This window comes from Planococcus halotolerans (genome assembly GCF_003289955.1).
GTDB lineage: Bacteria > Bacillota > Bacilli > Bacillales_A > Planococcaceae > Planococcus > Planococcus halotolerans.
Genome location: NZ_QLZR01000008.1, coordinates 153,220 through 170,039 on the forward strand (window position 1 = coordinate 153,220; position 16,820 = coordinate 170,039).

Sequence of the window (16,820 nt, forward strand, 5' to 3'; positions counted from 1 at the left end):
GCTTTCGTAAAATATCGATTGCTCCGTTAACTGCCTTATTAATGTTTTGAGGAGGGTAAAAGTTTTGGATAATCGTGAATTTTTATTGCGCAGGTTGCATTCATTGCTTGGAATCATTCCACTTGGGATTTTCCTTACACAGCATTTAATCGTCAACCATTTCGCAACACAAGGTGTCGAGGCATTTAACAACGCATCCCACTTCTTAGCGAACCTTCCGTTCGTCATTTTCCTGGAGATTTTCGTTATTTATCTGCCGATTATGTATCATGCTTTCTACGGTGTATACATAGCTTTCACTAGCAAGCACAACCCAGGACATTATAGTTATTTGCGCAATATTTTATTTACTGCTCAGCGTTATACAGGAGTATTCCTCGTAGTCTTCATCGCTTGGCACGTATTTGAAACACGCTTCCAGGTGGCTATCGGAAATGCAGCAGAGGCTGATTTCAACATGATGGCTAATATTCTGGATAATCCTTGGATGTTTGCATTTTATGTTGCCGGCGTTCTCACAGCTACGTTCCACTTGGCGAATGGCTTGTGGTCATTCCTTGTAACTTGGGGCATTACTCAATCCGAGAAAGCTCAACGATACACGACATACTTCACACTTGTGGTGTTCATTGTATTGTCGGTAATCGGTATCCGCGCTTTATTGGCATTCGTTTAAGACGAATTCGATCATTGGTGAATTAAAAGAGGAGTGAATACCAAAATGGCGAAAGGCAAACTTATTATTGTCGGTGGCGGGCTTGCCGGTTTAATGGCGGCTGTAAAAGGCGCAGAGGCTGGCGCGTCAATCGATTTATTTTCAATCGTTCCGGTTAAACGATCTCACTCTGTGTGTGCACAGGGCGGTATCAACGGAGCGGTAAATACCAAAGGTGAAGGCGATTCACCGGATATTCACTTTGACGACACGGTTTACGGCGGGGATTTCCTTGCGAACCAGCGTCCGGTCAAAGCGATGACAGATGCGGCGCCAGCGATTATCCGCTTGCTTGACCGTATGGGCGTTATGTTCAACCGTACGCCTGAAGGTTTGCTTGACTTCCGCCGCTTCGGTGGAACGATGCACCATAGAACTGCTTTTGCCGGCGCGACTACTGGCCAGCAATTGCTTTATGCACTTGATGAGCAAGTGCGCCGCCACGAAGTAAGCGGTCTTGTACAGAAATACGAAGGATGGGAATTCCTTGGTTTGATTCTTGATGAAAACGGCGTTAGCCGCGGAATCACTGCACAGAACATGACGACTATGGAAATCCAAGCGTTCCGCGGAGATGCTGTAATCATGGCAACCGGCGGACCTGGAATCATCTTCGGAAAATCGACGAACTCTGTTATCAACACAGGTTCAGCGGCTTCCATCGTTTATCAGCAAGGCGCTTATTACGCAAACGGCGAATTTATCCAGATTCACCCAACTGCGATTCCGGGAGACGACAAGCTTCGCTTGATGTCTGAATCGGCACGTGGTGAAGGTGGCCGTATCTGGACTTATAAAGACGGAAAACCTTGGTATTTCCTCGAAGAAAAATATCCTGCTTACGGAAACCTGGTTCCTCGTGATATCGCTACACGCGAAATCTTCGATGTCTGTGTTAACCAAAAGCTCGGCATTAACGGCGAAAACATGGTTTACCTGGATCTTTCACACAAAGATCCGAAGGAATTGGATATCAAACTTGGCGGAATCATCGAGATCTATGAGAAATTCACAGGTGATGACCCACGCAAAGTTCCGATGAAAATCTTCCCTGCAGTCCATTATTCAATGGGCGGATTATGGGTTGATGATCACCAATTTACAAGCATTCCAGGTGTTTTGGCTGCAGGTGAATGTGATTATTCCCAGCACGGTGCAAACCGTTTGGGCGCAAACTCACTTCTTTCAGCTATCTACGGCGGAATGGTGGCAGGACCGAACGCGCTTGATTATATCAAAGGCCTCGAGGTTCTTGCCGAAGATATGCCTTCTGATATTTTCGATCAGGCAGTTGCTGAAGAGCAGCGCAAATGGGACGAAATCCTGGCACTTAACGGAACTGAGAATGCCTATGTTCTTCACAAAGAGCTTGGCGAATGGATGACGGATAACGTAACAGTTGTTCGTTATAACGACCGTCTTCAGAAAACGGACGAGAAAATCCAGGAATTGCTTGAGCGTTTCAATAACATCAACATCACAGACACTCAACTTTGGAGCAATCAAGGCGCAATGTTCACACGTCAGCTGAAAAATATGCTACATTTAGCACGAGTGATCACACTTGGAGCGTTGAACCGCAACGAGAGCCGCGGAGCTCACTACAAACCTGATTTCCCGGAACGTAACGATGAAGAATTCTTGAAAACGACTATGGCAAAATTCAATGGCTATGACGCACCGATTTTCCATTATGAAGAAGTGGATTTTTCACTAATTCCGCCGCGCAAGCGTGATTATTCAGCCAAAGCATAAGTTAACGAGTCAAAGAAGGGAGATAGAATTATTATGGGTGAAGCAGCAAAAACGGTAATTTTTGAAATCGAACGCCGTGATTCAACTGATAAAGAATCCTATTTCGAGAAATTCGAATTGCCATACCGCGCGAACATGAATGTCATTTCGGCATTGATGGAAATCCGCCGTAACCCTGTCAATATGGAAGGGAAGAAAACAACACCTGTAAACTGGGACATGAACTGCCTTGAGGAAGTTTGTGGAGCATGTTCAATGATTATCAACGGCAAAGCACGCCAGTCGTGTACAGCCCTGGTCGATCAATTGGAACAGCCGATCCGTTTGCAGCCGATGAAAACATTCCCTGTTGTCCGCGACCTTGTCGTTGACCGCAGCCGCATGTTTGATTCATTGAAAAAAGTCAAAGCCTGGGTTCCAATCGATGGAACGCATGATCTTGGCGAAGGTCCACGTATGCCTGAACGTAAACGCCAATGGGCTTACGAACTTTCAAAATGTATGACTTGCGGTGTATGCCTTGAAGCATGCCCGAACGTCAACGATAAATCCGATTTCATCGGAGCTGCGCCACTTTCTCAAGTTCGCTTGATGAATGCGCATCCAACTGGTGCCATGAACCGTGATGAGCGTTTGAACGCAATCATGGGTGAAGGCGGCCTTGCAAGCTGCGGTAACTCACAAAACTGTGTTGAATCTTGCCCTAAAGGTATTCCTTTGACAACTTCAATCGCAGCGTTGAACCGTGAAACTACAGTTCAAATGTTCCGTAACTTCTTCGGAAGCGATCACGCAGTCTGATTTATACAGAAACCTTCACTTCGGTGAAGGTTTTTTTATTAGGGTTTTCAGGTCAAAAAGATACTAAAAACGACCCTGCGGAAATGAAATATGGAGCCTCGCACCCTGGTTTTTGTTATACTGATAAAATAGTAAGGGATATTTTATTGGAGGAAATTAAATGAAAGCTAATTACATTACAGATTTTGAACAATGGAAACAGGAATTCAGTTTTTCTGCTCCGGTACAGGTGCGGTTCTCTGAAACGGATATGTTCGGCCACGTTAATAACACTGTGCCGATCACTTATTTTGAATTTGCACGCATCGAATACATGAAGGAACTGGGGCTGATGCAGCGCTGGCTGAAAGGGGATGGCGATTTATTCCCTGTTATCGCCGACATGCAGGTGGATTATACGCAGCAGGTTTACTTCGATGAAAAACTCGATGTATATGTTAAAATCGCTTCGATTGGCAGATCTTCGATCGACGTCCATTACTGGGTCGTAAACGCAAAAGGGGAAACCTGCTTTACCGGAAGAGGGGCCATGGTTCAAATTTCCAAAGCCACCGGCAAGGGACACCCGTGGACAGATGAAGAAAAAGCGCTTTTTGAAAATAAGCAGTTTATTTCATCAGAAAATTAAGTCAGTTCTTGCTAAATCAGAAAAAAACCTTCACTATATAAAGTAATAGTTGTATTCAAGGAGTGGACATGGATTATGAATGAAAACAAAAATGACATCCCCCATGATAAAGAGCGCGTTGCCTTCATGGAAAAAGAGCTGCGCTATATCTCTGGGATCATTAAGCAAAAAGGCCGTGAAATCCTTAATTCCTACACCATCACACCACCTCAATTCATCGCGCTGCAATGGCTGTTTGAACATGGCGATATGACGATCGGCGATCTGTCGAACAAAATGTATCTGGCATTCAGCACGACGACTGATCTGGTGGATCGTATGGAAAAGAATGAATTGGTAGTGAGGATCCGCGAAGAGCAGGATCGCCGGGTTGTGCGCATCAAGCTTTTGAAAGAAGGCGAACGCATCATCGAAGAAGTGATTGAAAAGAGACAGGATTATTTACAGAACGTCCTGACCGAATTCAGCGAAGAAGAAGTGGAGCAATTTTCATTCCTATTGGAGAAATTGCACACGAACATGAAATAGGGGCGGAAACATGCAAGCGAATGCGCCAATCGGAGTAATTGATTCAGGAGTAGGCGGGTTGACTGTCGCAAAGGAGATTATGCGGCTTTTGCCACACGAAAAAGTGCTGTATATCGGAGACAATGCCAGATGTCCATATGGGCCACGTCCTCAGGCTGAAGTCCGGAAGTACACCTGGCAGATGGCGAGTGCACTGGTGGACAAGAATATCAAGCTGCTCGTCATCGCCTGTAACACGGCGACTGCGGCAACGCTTGATTCTCTGCAGAAAAAATTGTCCATCCCTGTGATTGGCGTCATTTTTCCAGGAGCTCGCGCAGCGATGAAAGTTTCCGTTACCAAGGAAATTGCGGTACTCGGCACACTCGGGACTGTGAAGAGCGGTGCTTATGAAAATGCTTTGAAATCGTTGATGTCGTCCTGCCACATCGTCCAGCTGGCGTGCCCGAAATTTGTGCCGCTTGTCGAAAGTGACGAATATGAAGGTGAGTTTGCGAGAAAAATGGTATGGGAAACACTGGGCCAATTGGAACGAAAACATTTTGATACGGCGATACTGGGCTGCACCCATTATCCGCTGCTCCAGGAATTCATCCAGGAGAAGTTCGGTCCGTCGGTGGCTGTATTGTCATCAGCATCCGAAACAGCAAAAGATGTCGAAAACCATTTGCGCTTTCAAAATATGCTGGCTCCAGCGAAAAGGCTGCCAGTGCATCAATTTTACACTTCAGGTTCCACATCGATTTTTGAAACGATCATCAAAAAATGGCTGGAGATCGAAAAACCGATTATCCATTCGATAAAATTCCCTCAAACCTGATGGCGCTGCTGTCAGGTTTTTGTCGCTCCCTATAAAATATGGTACGCTAATCGAGTAAATATAAGGAGGATATCCATGACAAGAGCAGATGAAAGAAAAGCGGACGAATTGCGTCCAGTTGATATGCAGGCAGATTATTTAATTCACCCTGAAGGTTCAGTGTTGATCACGGTAGGCCAGACGAAAGTGATCTGCACCGCGACAATCGAAGAGAAAGTTCCAGGTTTCCTGCGGGGACAGGGGAAAGGCTGGATCACAGCTGAATATTCCATGCTGCCGCGTGCTACAGGCAGCCGTAACCGCCGTGAAGCATCAGCAGGCAAAATCGGTGGCCGTACGATGGAAATCCAACGATTGATCGGCCGTGCGCTGCGTGCTGTTGTCGATCTTGAAAAACTGGGTGAGCGGACGTTATGGCTTGATTGCGACGTTATCCAAGCGGACGGCGGCACTCGGACTGCTTCAATTACAGGGGCTTATGTGGCGATGGTTATGGCCATCAGCAAACTCGAACTGACAGCTTTCCCGGTAACGGATTTTCTGGCAGCGACAAGTGTCGGCATTACGCATGACAATGGCGCCATCCTTGATTTGGATTACAGCGAGGACTCAACAGCTGAAGTCGATATGAATCTGGTGATGACCGGGAAAGGCAATTTCGTTGAACTGCAGGGCACTGGCGAAGAATCCACCTTTACACGTGCACAATTGAATGAAATGCTGGATCTTGGTGAAGCAGGTATCCGTCAATTGATTGAAAAGCAAAAAGAAATTCTTGGTGATACCGCACTCCGGATCGGAGAAGAAACGAGGTCGGAATTATGAAAGAGATAATCATTGCGACAAAAAACAAAGGCAAAGCGAAAGATTTCGAAGAACTGCTCGAACCAATGGGTTATAAAGTACTCACTTTGCACGATGTGGCACCGCATCTTGATGTCGAAGAAACAGGCGAGACCTTCGAAGAGAATGCGGTATTAAAAGCAGAGACCATTGCGCAGGAACTGCAGGCGACCGTAATTGCAGATGACAGCGGCCTTGAAATCGATGCCCTAAACGGTGAGCCAGGCGTCTATTCCGCCCGCTATTCAGGGGAAGAAAAAAATGATGATTCCAATATCGACAAAGTGCTGCAGAAATTGGTCCAGGTTCCGGATGATGAAAAAACAGCTCGATTCCGCTGCGTCCTGGCTCTGGCATCACCGGGTAAGGAAACCATCATCTTTGAAGGCGCCGTTGATGGCCTGATCACCGATGAAAGAAAAGGCGATAATGGCTTTGGTTATGATCCGATATTCTATGTCCCAGCCCTCGAAAAAACGATGGCTGAAATGAAACCTTCAGAAAAAGCAGCGGTTTCACATCGTGGAAATGCTATTCGGGAATTAGGGAAAGCAATGCCTGGGCTTTAAGACAACTGAGCCAACACTGATTTCTTTTCTTTTTTAATATTTTTTTAAAATAACGTTGACTTTTCATTAAAAGATTTCTATAATTAAAATTGTCTTTCGAAATAGAATGCAAAGCCGGCTGGCAACAGTTCATCTTGCATTGAGCAGAAAGCCATGTCCCAGTAGCTCAGCTGGATAGAGCAACGCCCTTCTAAGGCGTCGGTCGGGCGTTCGAATCGCTCCTGGGACGTAATTATGGAAACCAGAAACATTGGTATATCAACGTTTATAAGCATTAAGGTAAAAGGTCTGGATTAGAACTTACCCCCTTTTATCCTTAATCTAGACGTTGAACCGAAACTACCTTCTAATCTTATTGATTAGGAGGTTTTTTTGTGTCTAAAAGAAGTGGTGTGTTTGATGTACCGCTAGATGTATCAAATTTAGTCAGAAACAAAGATGTAAAAGTAAAAAAATCTTTATCTATTGAGCAAGCTTTATCAATTTTAGTTAAGCAGATGGAAGTTAGCGGATTTAGGAAGAGGACAATCAGCGATTATCAATTGCACATGAAGCATTTAATGAAGGTTACAGGTGTTACATATCTGAATGAAATAACATCTGACACTATTTATGAATGGCTCGGCTCAATGGCTGTATCTAATCAAACTAAGCTCACACGTTTAAAATGCTTAAAAGCTATATTATCTAAGTGCTTTGATAATGGTTGGTATGAACAGAACTTTTGGAAGCCAATTAATATTAAAGTGGATAAAAGCGTAAAAAAGGGGTCTACAAGCAACGATATAAGCATTTTGCTATCTCTGCTTGATCTGAACACTTTTATTGGTCTAAGAGACGCTGTAGCAGTTATAACGCTTTTTAAAACAGGAGTCAGGATTAAAACTTTAGGTCAGTTAGAAGAGAAGCACATTGACTATGAAAATTTAATGTTAAACCTTGATGGTTCAATTCTAAAAAATCATAAACTCTTGCAGCTACCAATTGATGAACAAATGGTAAAGCTGTTTAAAGTATTGATTCAGCAGAATGAAAAAATCAGAGCTAGATATAATCAAAATAATGATTATCTTTTTATCAGTCGTAAAGGTACAGGAGTTAATACAAAATCTACTAACAATATCATTTCTAAGAGATTGCATAAATATAGTGGGGAGTTTGGATTGGAGAATATTAATCCTCATGCAATTAGAAGAGGGTACGCTAAAGAGCTTCTTAACAAAGGGGCAAATATTGCTTTGATTTCAAAAGCTTTGTCACATTCAAATTTAGCGGTAACTACTCAGTATTTAGATTTAGATATAAATGAAGTGGCAAGCAATTTAAGAGAATATTTATAGGCATAAAAAAAAGAAGATCAGTGATTGCAGTCACTAATCTCCTTAACTAAATATAGAATACTCCCGTATTCAAAATTGTACCTTCATGTTATCGCAAAAAATGCGATTTTGCAAGGGTTGTTAAGTATTGTCTTTTTTCGGGGGTAGTCATGAGGGGATTGCCGTTCAAACCTCATTAAAAATCCTACGTCAAGAATCCCAACTACAGCAAAAATGGGGATATATCCAACATTAAGAGTTTCCTCGTTTGCTCGTTGGAAGAACAGGTGAGTGCGACCTTTAACTGTACGGTTGGATTATCGGGTCTACTAAGGTAGCGGTAATCATATTCTGGATTCATACAGGACGATAATTGTATGGGAATATGAGAAGTGAAAGCTTCCAATTGAGCGAGGACGTTAAAAACCTCATTTCGACACAATGACGCTGTTGAAAACGTAATTGTTGCTTTTGCTCAGATATTAGATTTATTCCTATGTCTGAGCAAAGGTAACAATTCCACGATACTTCCTATTTCTTCTCCAATTCTGCTGTCGAAAAAGCGTGAGAGTCAAGAGATTAAAAACAAAAAGGCAGAGATAATCACTAGGCAGGAGAATAGAAAACAGGCAGATCAAAACAAGATATTGAAAGAATGGATTCCCATTTAAATATTTAAATAAAATATGAGTTTTATTGGACAACAAAAACATATCACTGTAGTATAAAAGTTAAGTTAAATGGTAATATATGTAATTTATGACAAGGTAAATATTATAATTTATTTATTAGTGAAAGGGGTTTTAAAATGGCTGTGATTATTAAGAGTGAAGCATATAAGAAACAGTTTGAAGATGTAGTTTCTAAAGCAGTTCCAGAAGAAACGATAACTAGATTAGGTAATAGAATACAAGAAATCTATGCAGATAAAGTTGAGAATGAAGAACATAAAAATGAAAATGAGAAAAGAGGGAATCTTTATGGGAAAAACTAATACGATAAAACTAAAAGGATACACTGTACCTGAAAAAGTAAATCCCGAAAATGTTCATTCAATTAAAGAAACATTAGCAGAAATGGCAATTTACTATCTAAGAAATAGGGAAGAAATTGAAAACCAGAAAGAACGACAATAGAATTTATAATTTATTTTTAAATCGCCTTGATAGAATTATGTTGCACACCTAGAATAAAAGTATATGGACTTTTTTGGTAGTCCTCTTTTATTAGGGGATATACTCAAAAGAGAAGAGGAAACAAAATGAATTTTAAAGAGAAGATTGAAGCACATCAACAGGGGAAATACGATTTTACGACAGAACTATTAGAATTAGCTCTATCCGATATGGTTAAAACTACAATGATCTGTACGCAAGTTGAACAGGAATTTTACAATGAAGAAGATGGACATTACACATTAACATTCAATCGCTGGCGACCAAAGTATACAGTGAAAAAGAATACTGCTGAATATCGTATGGCAAGGAATATTAAAATCTGGATAGCTAGATACACTAAGAAAGCTAATGGTATGAGAAAGAAATATTTATTTGAAGGCAGCCAACATGAAATTTATGATGGTGACGCTTTGCACACCATTTACAGCACATTTGTAGAACATGGATTTCATTATCACAAAGATGATTTTGACAAAGTACCTGCTAAAGTTTGGGATAAAATTGGCAAAGGAACTGTCTATCAGGAATTTATGGAATTTAGAAATATTCTCCCTGCAATTAATAGAGCAAAGAGCAAATTAGTTGACCAGTATACACCTATAATCTTAGAGTCGCTTAATGAGGTTCTTCCTAGCGTTGATTTGAGTAGAGAAGAAGATGAAATTATTGGATTCATAGCAATTAGCACAAAGCGTAAAGTTGATCGGAAGCTTACAAAACTGCTAGGAACAAAAGTTCATAATATTAACGGTGAAAAGTATTATGTAACTAAAGAGGATATTCGTAAGAACAAATTTATTAAGACAAAAGCAGATAACGTTTTAAAGATTAATGTTAGTAAGCTTACATCTAATCAATTAAATTTTTACTTTAGCTTGAAGGATATGATTCAGAAAGAAATCAACGCTATTAATATTGAGCCATTCACGTTTGATATTGATGGAAATATCATTGGATTCAATAAGAGGTTTTTTGCTTCTCAGATGGATATGAAAGAATCAACTTTTAAAAATAGATTGAAACGGATTCAGACAAAATCAAAACTAGCTGATGATGAAAAGCTGGCTATTTAGTAACACTAGAACGTAACACTTATTGTTTATAATTAGGTACAGTGTAGGGGTAAAAGAGTCAAACCTTTTACTTCTCACTGACGTATATTTTTCCTCCAGATTTATATGCGTAATTTATTTTTACTACACATAATGAACACTAATGAGGAGTCAAGACCTCTGTTCAGCTTTAACTATTATAGTTCCCCCATGAAAGAACCTCTTACAGCCATTAGAGGTTCTTTTTCTTATGCTTACTAATCAAAAATTTCAATAAAACATTTAAATGAAAAGAGGTCATTTTTTATGGCAGAGATTAACCAATACGGTTATCAAAAAATTCGTGAGTTTATTTTAGCGAATTGGAACTACTTAGAAGTACGCACACCAACAGGTACAGTTTTAAAACGTTTTGGAACTGCTGACGGTCTTGTAATCACAGGAACAGGCACAACTCAGACAATTGAATACAAAGTCGTTATCAGTGGCTCAGACGCTAAATTCGCTAATCAAGTAGTTGGCAGATCAGTAGTATTTGATTCAGCTACAGGAATTAACGCAATTGCTACAGAAAGCTTCACAAGTTTTACTTTTGAATCTGCTGATGATGAATTAACTATTATTCACAAACTACAAGTACCGCAAGTATTGTAGGTGACGTTATATGCTAGGTTCAGGCACACAAGCTAGTCCTTATCAAATTACTACAGCAGTAGAATTTAACTCTATTAGAAATAACCTGACAGCTTATTACATCTTAATGAATGATATTTCTCTTACTAGCTACACAAATTTTGTTCCAATTGGTACATCAACCACAGCTTTTAAAGGAACTTTAGATGGCAATGGTTTTAAAGTAAGAGGTTTAAAGGTTAATAGAAACGCTACTTATACTGGTCTATTTGGCTATATCGAAAACGCAACGATTAAGAAGTTAGGTGTAGTTGACGCTAATGTAAACTCTCAAACTTCTAACTATTCAGGAATCATAACTGGTCAGATGATTGGTGCTTCTTTTATTGACCAATGTTATTCCACAGGCGTTTTAAATGGGCAATATGGTCAAGGTGGAATATGTGGTTGGCACTCAGGAGGAACGATTTCTAATAGTTGGTCAAACGCTTCTATTAATTCTTTGGGGCGTGTAGGAGGAATTGTAGGACATATAGTTTCTACAAGTGGCTTTGTCACAACTTCTTATTCTTATAGTCCAATAACAGCACCTCAATTAGCAGGTGGAGTTGTCGGCTCAACAGTAGTAGTAGCAAACACGACTAACTCTTACTTCAATACAGACATATATCCAACTAGCTCAGGTGGAACAGGATTAACAACTTCTCAATTTGCAAATTCAGTTAACTTAGTTGGATTTGATTCAGCAATATGGGGTTTCGCTGATTATCCATTCCTTAAAGCTTTTGGTGTTCCGTCTCTTCCTGCTAAGAAAGTTACAGTAACCGTAACAAGTCATTCAGGTATCGTTTTAAGCTTTCTCAATCGCTCAAAGCGTCAGTTGCAGTCAGTTGTCACAACTACTCAACCAATCACTTCAAACGTCTCTAAGAGAGCCACAGCTATTGCAGAATCAATGATAGACGATATTGTGAGCAACGTTGAAGTGTTAGCTAATGCTAATATCAAAACTCACATTATTTCTTCTGATGTTTCTGGAATTGGTTCTACTATTGAACGAAAAGTGAAAGCTATCAGATCAGTAGAATCGGACTTGCAGCCATTCAGTATTATTACTGAGGTTATCGTTCCAGTAGATATTCAGCGTCCTGTCTATGCAATGGTTTACATCATGGAGAATCAATCAAATATTAATTCAATTACAAATAAATCAGATACAGATATAAGAGAAAACGCAACAGAAACGAGCGTGATTTAATGTTAAGAAATGACACAGTGAGATTAAACGTACAGTTTAGGGATTTCAATGGCAATGCTATTAATCCTAAAAGTGTAAAGCTAGTTATTTATGATAAGCAAGAACTTGTTGTGGAAACAATCACAGAAGGAGTCATTGATTTATCGCAAGGAAATTACTTTTATGACTATACCGCTGACTCAGATTTTATCTATGAGTTTAGCGGTATTTATTTTGGCAAACCCGTTGTTGCTAGAGAAGCAGTACAGGTCAAATTTAACTAACCAAAAGGAGAATCATTATGGAAAACAAAACAGAACAAACTACTCAATTAGCTACAGAAAAGACAATCACTGATTATGTTGAAGGTGGAATTGATTCAGCAGAAAAGATTATTGCAGACCAGAAGAAGATTCAAGCCAATCTTGAAGAAGAAGTTAAACCTAACGCAGAAGAAAAACTTGAAGAAACTCTTGATAAAACAAATGACACACTAGATGAAGTCGAAAAGAATCTTGAGAAACGTGAACAAGAATTGCTACAGCGTGAAGTTAAAGCAGAGCTTAAAGATAAAGGTTTGGATATGTTCGCTGATGTAATCAATATTACAGACGCTAAACAACTTCCTGACATGGTTAAGAAACTTACAGCTATTGTAAATGACATTAAAGTGTCTCTCTCATATAAACCGGCAGATAACACTAAGCAGGACGCATATACGATTCATGAACAAAATAAAGATACTAAATCAATGATTGGCAACAAACTAGCTAACTTTTTCAAATAATGCGGTGGCTAATTGCCACCAACAAACTTAAAATTAGAATGGAGAAATATACATTATGTTTAAATCAAGCAACTTCACACAAGCAGAACAAGTATCACTATCTAAAGAAATCGCACTTATCGGAGTTCAGGCAACTCCTTTCACTTCTTTGCTAATGGCAAAAGGAAATGTTGAGAAAGCTTTGTCTACAGTTTATACATGGAGAGAAAAAACTCTTGACCATGCAGAAGATCTTTCTGCTCTTGAAGGTGGAGACGATATTGTTTTCTACGAAACAGCACGCGCTGAACTTAGCAACGTTCTAGAAATCTTCAAAAAAGGTGCTTCTATTTCTGGCACAGCAGAAGCTATGAAATCTGTTCAATTCGCTGAAGAGATTAATGATCGACTTCTTGAATTGAAAATCAATATGGAGAAGAAATTTATCAATGGTCTTAAAGCTGACGGTTCTGCAACGCCATTCAAACGTCAAATGTCTGGTCTTATTGAATTTGCTGACGCTGCTAACGCTGTTGCAGTTACAGCTACTATCACAGAAGCAGACGTTAAGAAAGCAATGCAGAACCTATGGTCACAAGACCTTGCAGAAGGAACTGTATACGCTCTGATTAACGCTTCACTGAAAGAACAAGTTGACGCTATCTATGCTGACAAATACGGATACCAGCACGTTACTACTGACTTTGGTTTGCTTGTTGAATCAATCAATACTAACTATGGCCGAGTAAACTTCGTATTGTCTAAGCACGTTCCTGCTGACAAAGTTGTATTCTTCAATGACAGTTATGTAGATATTGCTAACCTTCGTGACGCTCATTTCGAACCTTTAGCTAAAACTGGCGATAATGTTAAAGGACAAGTTGTAGCTGAAAGCACTTTGAAAGTTGGAAGCAAGAAAGCTGTTGCAGTATTGACAGTAGCTTAATCTTATTGGCACTTACCTTAATTGGTGAGTGTCTTTTTTTAATACATGAAAATCAAAAATTTAAATGGGAAGAAGGGAATCAAAATGGAGAAGATCGAACTATTTCTACTTAGAAGAAAAAAGGGAATCAAGCTACGTGAAATTGCTGAGTATATACATTGCAGCATTGCCATGTTGAGCTTATGGGAAAATGATAAATCTAATCTAGATGTCAATAAACAGGTTATGTACAAAGAGTTTATCGAGAGATACTAATCACATAAAAGAGAATCCACTATGAGAAGGAGTTGTATAAATGACGGAATCAACTTAGCTTTCCTTTTTCTCTAAGTAGGCAGTCGCCTGTTTCTGTATTTATAGAAATGCAGTGAGGAAAAGGAAGCAATAACCCCAGGAAACTAACTTGATGAATCATTCATCATGCAGAATAAAATCAGAGAGCTTTACCCACAATGGACAAATGAATTAGACAATGAGAAACAGAACTTAATTATGACAAACGATATGGACAGCTTATTGTCCTGTATGTTCCTGAAACACCATTTCGGATTAGAAGTAAATACGTTCTACAGTTTCCACAGCGTCAATAAAATTAATGCAGCAGATCAGCGTGAAGCTATCGGAGTAGATTGTGCTTTGAAAGAAGGCAAGTGTTTTGATAATCACATGGTACGCTCAGACGAATCGAGTTACATCAATGTACAGTCAGCCAATATTAATAACGTCTCAGGCGTTCACAGAGGACGTTATACAGATAAATTTGCTATGAGTACGCTAATTCAACTCTATGCTATGTACAATGTTCCACTTCCTGAATCAACTCAGGGCAAGTTAATCCTTCTTTGCACAGATGTAGGTTTCAAAGGTTATTATGATGAACGCTACAGAGATACTTTCTTATCTTATTTAGAGAAGTTTGGCATGATGGAATTGGTTGAAGTATTGGATATGTTTACACAAGATCAAATGTATTGGTTCATGCTACGTGCTGAATTGGATATTAGTATTAGATTGAACCAATCAGGCAAGAAGAAAGGCAAACTGAGCTTTGAATCTTCTGGTAACAATCCTGACTTAACTGCTAGATGGGAACAGACGATAAACCTAGAGTGGTATGAACAGCATTTAGGATTCTCTGTAGAGCTTCCAGAAGCTTCATTTGAGAGGTTTGAAAAGTTTGCTGCTAGAACTATTGAATGGAATGAACTAGACGCTCAGACAATGCAGAGAGCTTTCAGTTATGCGTTTATCAATAAGAGAAAGATTATGATTTCTGAACGAAAGGAGAATCAATATGAAACGATTAGATGAAGTTACCAGTACAGATTTCTTTTATTGCTACACGAAATCTCTGTCATTGTTTCTTAAAGAGAAAGGTATTCCATATATCATTAAGGCAAACAGTATTAAAGACGGAAACACGTTTACTCTATATGTAAAATGTGCTGAATTACAAAAAGCTTTAGATGATTATATGTTAAAGGTGGGGCAATAGATGTTGCACATCTATTTTTGTAGCCCCACACCCCAACTATAAAATTTTTTATGCCATTTGCGAACACTTCAAAACTGTTATAAAATATATATTCTTTATATAACAGTTTTGATTAGTTCGCAAAATGAATATTATAAAGATATGGAGAGATAAATATGAGAGTCGGCAATTACAATTGCTTTAGCTATAAGCAAAAAGAATTTTTAACACAGCATGGCATAGAACCAATTCATGAAATGGTTCATCATAAAACCAATCGTACCCTATGGGTCTTTACTAGAAATGAATCTTTAGATAATTTGCTGTCAGAATGGCAATCAAATAAAAAATAACTTGTAGACGTAAAAGGAGAATCTTAATGGAATTTGTAGACGGAATGAACGACTTAGAAGCAGTAGAATATTGTATTGATATGGGAATTGAAGAAGCTAAAGGATTGCTTGAAACTTATAAATCTGCTGATCGGTTCACAAATATGAAATCTGTTCAGGCATTGCAAAAACTTTTAGTGACAATTCATCATGATGTTGAACTTGCCACTAATCCCAAAACAAATAAACCTTTCTCAGGAAAGAAGAGAAGGCATTTAGTTGGTGATTTAAGAATCGAAAGAGTTAAAAAGGAAGATGGACGAGAGAGCAATAGTAGAAAACCTACTGCTGATGATTTTATCTTAGATGAATTTATTTTTAGCAAGTTAGTTAAATTAAATGGTGGAAATCGTCCTTTAAGAAATTGGGTAAAGGAGATTGAACTTTATAACCTCTACAATGTGGATAAAGAAGAAATGAAATCACTAATTGAAAACGTTCACTCAGAAGGAATTGCTTTTTTCAATGCTGTAAATGTGGTTAATAAATTCTTTGATACTATCGACAAGAGAAATACTAGCATTGTTCAAAGTGCTATTAATAGATTGTCTAAAGATAATAAAATCCAATCAACTATACATTATGTTTTTAAAGGGTTGGACAATGATTTTATTAATGTGTCCGAGGAACTTTATGAACAGGTCAAAAGTGAGGTTAAAGAGTTGGTTGAAGAAATGGAATTAAACTACAATAGCTATATTTCTCAGAAAATAAATTCCCAGTATAAAAATGTAGAATACTTTGAATGCCAAAAGGTAGTTAATAAGTATTTAGCGGATAATCATAAAATACAATATTTTTACAAAACAATTGGTATTAAGATTCTTGATAAATCTCTTGCAAGAGAAGTTAGCAGATCAGAAATGTTAGAAGCATATTTTAATCGTCTAATCTCCCTCACATTGCAGAAGCAAAAGAGAAAGGATTATCAAGACACACGCTTTGTAGAAAAAGAATTTTATCGCTTAAATACCTTTGTTCTTTTAGATTTGATAGGTATTGAAGTTTCGCAAGATATTATAAATGAGGATAAACTCACGATAAAAGAACGCTCTGAGCAAGTTTATAGCAACAATTCTAGTTATCATGTCACTGCCGGTGATAAAATACCCAATAACGCCGTTTTAAAATTCCCCATTTATCAAGGATAATCGACATATACCA

General features: G+C 38.9%; 21 protein-coding genes and 1 tRNA gene. All 22 read left to right on the top strand.

Annotated elements, in window-relative coordinates:
- The first annotated feature begins 64 nt into the window (after positions 1-64).
- The 22 genes from DP120_RS16300 (at position 65) to DP120_RS16400 (ending at position 16,807) form a co-directional block, all read left to right on the top strand.
- Positions 65-676, top strand: a complete 612-nt coding sequence (locus DP120_RS16300; RefSeq protein ID WP_133257405.1) for a succinate dehydrogenase cytochrome b558 subunit — start codon at positions 65-67, stop codon at positions 674-676.
- A 45-nt stretch (positions 677-721) separates the two neighbouring features.
- On the top strand, positions 722-2,470 hold the full coding sequence (sdhA, locus tag DP120_RS16305; protein WP_112224702.1) for a succinate dehydrogenase flavoprotein subunit: 1,749 nt from the start codon (positions 722-724) through the stop codon (positions 2,468-2,470).
- Between the two features lie 33 nt (positions 2,471-2,503).
- Positions 2,504-3,271: a succinate dehydrogenase iron-sulfur subunit gene (sdhB, locus tag DP120_RS16310; protein ID WP_112224703.1), complete on the top strand. Its 768-nt coding sequence runs from the start codon at positions 2,504-2,506 to the stop codon at positions 3,269-3,271.
- 160 nt (positions 3,272-3,431) lie between these two features.
- A complete protein-coding gene (locus DP120_RS16315) occupies positions 3,432-3,899 on the top strand; it encodes an acyl-CoA thioesterase (RefSeq protein WP_112224704.1) in 468 nt (155 codons plus the stop codon).
- A gap of 75 nt (positions 3,900-3,974) precedes the next feature.
- Complete coding sequence (locus DP120_RS16320; protein ID WP_112224705.1) at positions 3,975-4,427, top strand: MarR family winged helix-turn-helix transcriptional regulator; 453 nt, start codon at positions 3,975-3,977, stop codon at positions 4,425-4,427.
- A 10-nt stretch (positions 4,428-4,437) separates the two neighbouring features.
- Entirely contained in the window at positions 4,438-5,247 is an 810-nt protein-coding gene (gene racE, locus DP120_RS16325; RefSeq protein ID WP_112224706.1) for a glutamate racemase, read from the top strand.
- A 75-nt stretch (positions 5,248-5,322) separates the two neighbouring features.
- Positions 5,323-6,072 carry a ribonuclease PH gene (gene rph / locus DP120_RS16330; RefSeq protein ID WP_112224707.1) on the top strand — a complete coding sequence of 250 codons (750 nt, stop codon included), beginning with the start codon at positions 5,323-5,325 and terminating at the stop codon, positions 6,070-6,072.
- Positions 6,069-6,659 carry an XTP/dITP diphosphatase gene (locus DP120_RS16335; protein WP_112224708.1) on the top strand — a complete coding sequence of 197 codons (591 nt, stop codon included), beginning with the start codon at positions 6,069-6,071 and terminating at the stop codon, positions 6,657-6,659. The genes rph and DP120_RS16335 overlap by 4 nt, the downstream gene beginning before the upstream one ends.
- Positions 6,660-6,814: 155 nt before the next feature.
- Positions 6,815-6,888: transfer RNA gene (locus tag DP120_RS16340), tRNA-Arg, on the top strand.
- Between the two features lie 145 nt (positions 6,889-7,033).
- Entirely contained in the window at positions 7,034-7,999 is a 966-nt protein-coding gene (locus DP120_RS16345; RefSeq protein ID WP_233785923.1) for a tyrosine-type recombinase/integrase, read from the top strand.
- A gap of 787 nt (positions 8,000-8,786) precedes the next feature.
- Positions 8,787-8,972: a hypothetical protein gene (locus DP120_RS16350; RefSeq protein ID WP_112224709.1), complete on the top strand. Its 186-nt coding sequence runs from the start codon at positions 8,787-8,789 to the stop codon at positions 8,970-8,972.
- On the top strand, positions 8,959-9,114 hold the full coding sequence (locus DP120_RS18530) for a hypothetical protein (protein WP_165843817.1): 156 nt from the start codon (positions 8,959-8,961) through the stop codon (positions 9,112-9,114). Before DP120_RS16350 ends, DP120_RS18530 begins: the two co-directional genes overlap by 14 nt.
- A 125-nt stretch (positions 9,115-9,239) precedes the next feature.
- Entirely contained in the window at positions 9,240-10,229 is a 990-nt protein-coding gene (locus DP120_RS16355; protein ID WP_112224710.1) for a hypothetical protein, read from the top strand.
- Between the two features lie 285 nt (positions 10,230-10,514).
- Positions 10,515-10,862, top strand: coding sequence for a hypothetical protein (locus tag DP120_RS16360; protein WP_112224711.1), 348 nt, complete (start codon positions 10,515-10,517; stop codon positions 10,860-10,862).
- A gap of 10 nt (positions 10,863-10,872) precedes the next feature.
- A complete protein-coding gene (locus tag DP120_RS16365) occupies positions 10,873-12,099 on the top strand; it encodes a M26 family metallopeptidase (protein ID WP_112224712.1) in 1,227 nt (408 codons plus the stop codon).
- The gene (locus DP120_RS16370) at positions 12,099-12,362 is read left to right on the top strand and encodes a hypothetical protein (protein ID WP_112224713.1); all 264 of its coding nucleotides are present in this window, start codon (positions 12,099-12,101) and stop codon (positions 12,360-12,362) included. The genes DP120_RS16365 and DP120_RS16370 overlap by 1 nt, the downstream gene beginning before the upstream one ends.
- Before the next feature lie 17 nt (positions 12,363-12,379).
- The gene (locus tag DP120_RS16375; RefSeq protein ID WP_112224714.1) at positions 12,380-12,865 is read left to right on the top strand and encodes a hypothetical protein; all 486 of its coding nucleotides are present in this window, start codon (positions 12,380-12,382) and stop codon (positions 12,863-12,865) included.
- A 55-nt stretch (positions 12,866-12,920) separates the two neighbouring features.
- Positions 12,921-13,790: an SU10 major capsid protein gene (locus DP120_RS16380; protein WP_112224715.1), complete on the top strand. Its 870-nt coding sequence runs from the start codon at positions 12,921-12,923 to the stop codon at positions 13,788-13,790.
- Between the two features lie 84 nt (positions 13,791-13,874).
- Positions 13,875-14,045, top strand: a complete 171-nt coding sequence (locus DP120_RS16385) for a helix-turn-helix domain-containing protein (protein ID WP_233785921.1) — start codon at positions 13,875-13,877, stop codon at positions 14,043-14,045.
- A 165-nt stretch (positions 14,046-14,210) separates the two neighbouring features.
- Positions 14,211-15,101 (top strand): hypothetical protein, encoded by an 891-nt coding sequence (locus DP120_RS16390; protein WP_112224717.1) that lies wholly within the window; start codon positions 14,211-14,213, stop codon positions 15,099-15,101.
- Entirely contained in the window at positions 15,085-15,285 is a 201-nt protein-coding gene (locus tag DP120_RS16395) for a hypothetical protein (protein ID WP_112224718.1), read from the top strand. The genes DP120_RS16390 and DP120_RS16395 overlap by 17 nt, the downstream gene beginning before the upstream one ends.
- Before the next feature lie 358 nt (positions 15,286-15,643).
- Entirely contained in the window at positions 15,644-16,807 is a 1,164-nt protein-coding gene (locus tag DP120_RS16400; RefSeq protein ID WP_112224719.1) for a hypothetical protein, read from the top strand.
- Positions 16,808-16,820: the final 13 nt, after the last annotated feature.